Source organism: Microcoleus sp. OTE_8_concoct_300, assembly GCF_031383065.1.
Lineage (GTDB): Bacteria > Cyanobacteriota > Cyanobacteriia > Cyanobacteriales > Microcoleaceae > Microcoleus.
Genome location: NZ_JANMZH010000750.1, coordinates 1 through 2784 on the forward strand (window position 1 = coordinate 1; position 2784 = coordinate 2784).

General features: G+C 47.7%; 5 protein-coding genes. 1 reads left to right on the top strand and 4 read right to left on the bottom strand.

From position 1 onward, the window contains the following. A partial coding sequence (locus tag ACUVJL_RS33430; protein WP_445249766.1) for a glycosyltransferase occupies window positions 1-161 on the bottom strand: 161 nt, incomplete at its 3' end. Window positions 162-442: 281 nt separating this feature from the next. Continuing rightward, window positions 443-1633 (bottom strand): glycosyltransferase family 2 protein, encoded by a 1191-nt coding sequence (locus ACUVJL_RS33435; RefSeq protein WP_445249762.1) that lies wholly within the window; start codon window positions 1631-1633, stop codon window positions 443-445. Between the two features lie 198 nt (window positions 1634-1831). Here ACUVJL_RS33435 and ACUVJL_RS33440 point away from each other — a divergent pair, with 198 nt between their 5' ends. Then, a complete protein-coding gene (locus ACUVJL_RS33440) occupies window positions 1832-2086 on the top strand; it encodes a hypothetical protein (protein WP_445249763.1) in 255 nt (84 codons plus the stop codon). A 138-nt stretch (window positions 2087-2224) separates the two neighbouring features. Here the strand turns inward: ACUVJL_RS33440 and ACUVJL_RS33445 are convergent, their stop codons facing one another. Then, window positions 2225-2380: a hypothetical protein gene (locus ACUVJL_RS33445; RefSeq protein ID WP_445249764.1), complete on the bottom strand. Its 156-nt coding sequence runs from the start codon at window positions 2378-2380 to the stop codon at window positions 2225-2227. Beyond that, window positions 2373-2784: glycosyltransferase family 2 protein (locus ACUVJL_RS33450; RefSeq protein ID WP_445249765.1), on the bottom strand; the 412-nt coding region annotated here is incomplete at its 5' end. The genes ACUVJL_RS33445 and ACUVJL_RS33450, both read right to left, overlap by 8 nt.

Here is a 2784-nt window from a genome sequence, read left to right on the forward strand (position 1 = left end):
ATTGCCAAAGTATCGTCTATGCAGCTATCTGCCACGACAATAACGGAGATCAGGTCGAGGGGATAAGTCTGCGAGTGCAAAGCATCAAGACCGCGCCGCAGCGAAGAACTTCGATTGTGGCTGGGAATAATTATGCTAACTGTTGGATTTTCTCTATTCATATTAGATTGGTAATTGGTATTTTGCCTTTTGTCTTTGGTATTTGGTCTTGGGTAATGGGTTTTTGGGAATTTATAAGTGGTGATTAAAAATTCAAACACTCTTACTTATTCCCTCTCCCCTCAATATCCATCTGTTAAATCCCTTAAATCCATTACACAATCCGTTTCCGGGCTTCCCTCGGACTCCTAAATAATGACTCCTGACTAATCCCCAAAATTTAGACCTTAGTTTAATTTCCCAGATTCATCTGTGAAGTAAATCTCAAATCTCCAATCTCAAATTAATTGACTTCCCCTTTAACTTCCTGCAAGCGCTTGCGAGAAGAAAAATAAGCCATCGGCCCGAAGCAGCACCCCCGCAGTTGAGCTAAAAGTAAATCACTAGGAATACAGCCTGGTTGCTTTCGCACTGAAGCAAATAATTCAGGAATTTGCTTATACCACAGCCAGTTCCAAGCTAATAGAGCCACACTGAATTCTCTGTTGACCACAAACATCCGCGTCCAGAAAGCATAGACTCCGATTCCATAGCATTTGAGCAAGTTGCGCAATTCTTCCCAAGTGCGCCGATGCCGGTGCCAACTCAAGGCCGTCGGTTCGTAGACGATGCGGTAGCCCGATCGCAAAATGCGGGCAAACTGTTCGCTGTCTGAACCGGACTTAGCAGGCGTACCCACGCCCAAAGCTTCGTCAAACAGCCCGATGCAGTCGATCAAACTTTTCCGCAAAGCCATACTCCCCGAAACCCCCAGTGGGCCTACAATCAGCGGATTGCACTGCGCCCCGTCAAAAACTCGGCGCTCGAAGCCCTGCCCGTAGGGGCTGTAGCGCTCAAACAATTCTTGCGCTTCGGTTTCCAGTTCTAGGGGCATCAGTAGCCCCGTGACACACATAACTCGCGGATCTCTGAAATTTCGCAACAGCGATCGCAGCCAGTTCGGATCCGGGACCGCATCGTCATCTGTAAAGGCTACGAATTCGTGTTTAGCTTCGCGTAAAGCGGCGTTGCGGGCGGCGCTTTCGCCCGGTACGTCTTCGCGCACATAGCGGACTTTTGGGTACTTTTTGATTAATTCACTGCTGGCGTCGGTAGCCGGACAATTGTCAATTACCAGGTATTCCTGACCGTCGTCTGGCAGCAGCATCAGCGCGTCGAGACAGCGGCGCAAATCTTCCGGTCGATCGCGCGTGCAAACTGCTACTGTGGCGATCGGCATTGCCTCCACCGGCCCCCGCTCATCCCATTCTAGAGTGTCGTAGAGCCAGCTTTTCCACAAGTTATCACCAGCAGCATTCATCAGTCCTTCCCGTAATTCGTCACCGCCCATGCGACCTCCTACTACGGGCAAAAGAGCTTGACCGATCGGTTTTCCGTGCAGTCGAATTAAAATCAAGACTTTGCTGTAACGCTCCTCAACCGTAATTTGGGGTGGGAGTTTGGAGATTTCCAGGTCAAGAATAGCTGTTGCCATTTTAGATTTTATATTTGAGATTGTAGATGCCGAAAAAAGCCTAGATAATCCGTATATTACCGGATGTATTTTAGCCAAAATTGTTTTAGGGGATAGCAACTTCTCAATGCCATACTTGCCGATTGCCGATCGCGAATCAAAGATCAAGCCTCATTTTTGTTATTGCTTTTATTTATTTTTACTTTCAATGACCCGCTCATGTCAAGTTTTTTTGTCAGCGAATTTTTACCACCGACAACGATCGAGCGTCGAGGCTTGTGTCAATTGCAGGTGTTATTGGCACTCTGCCGCCACCTTGCCTCGCCATTAATACCAAAGCTAAAAACCCGCTTTTTTAAGAAAACCCGGTTTGTGCGATCGCTCCTCATTTTAGCTTTAATTGCGATCGGCTACTATTCAAGGGCAACACACCCAACAATTCAACACTCTCGCCCTTCAAACGTTCGCCCGTAGTAGTTCTCTAGCAATCCCAAGCCATTTGGGAGAATATAGAGCCAGCCCCTGAAATACTCTTTTTTTATAATAAAGCCAAATGCTAAGTATAACTGCATAAAAAACAATAATATCTAGTAGGGTCAAGTAGGAACCCCTTTACCTAAGAATCACTAGAATCACTTTTATACAAGCAACTTTATTAGTGTTCTCACCCGCCCAACCCACATTTTCGCGATCGCCCAAATCAGCACGAACCGGATCTCCTTGCATAAAACTAGAAATTGCCGATCGACTTTTGAGCTCATCAATCACACCCCGCAAATACCAATAACCGCGCAACTTTGCCCGCAACCACCGCCTTCCCGCATCCCAAGCTTTCGAGCAAATCCAGGGATTTCCTCGCGGACACCGCCAGCCCATCCACAACCGCCGGCCAGAAAAAGGCCATCGCCACCAAAATCTTGTCTACCAAAAAATAAGGACTTTCGTAGTCTTTTATGTGCAGCATCGGTCTGAGTTCCGGGTGTCGGCGGCCGATCAAAACATCCGAGCGACCTTCCTGACGAGAGCGGCCAAAAGAGCGATCGAGATTGTTAGTTTCGTGTTCGTAATGATAGCCCACTGCATCATCCGCCAGAACCAAAGATACATCAGCTTTGAGCAAGCGCAGCCCAAACTCATAATCTTCCCCGCCGCAGTTGCCGAAAGCCGAATCA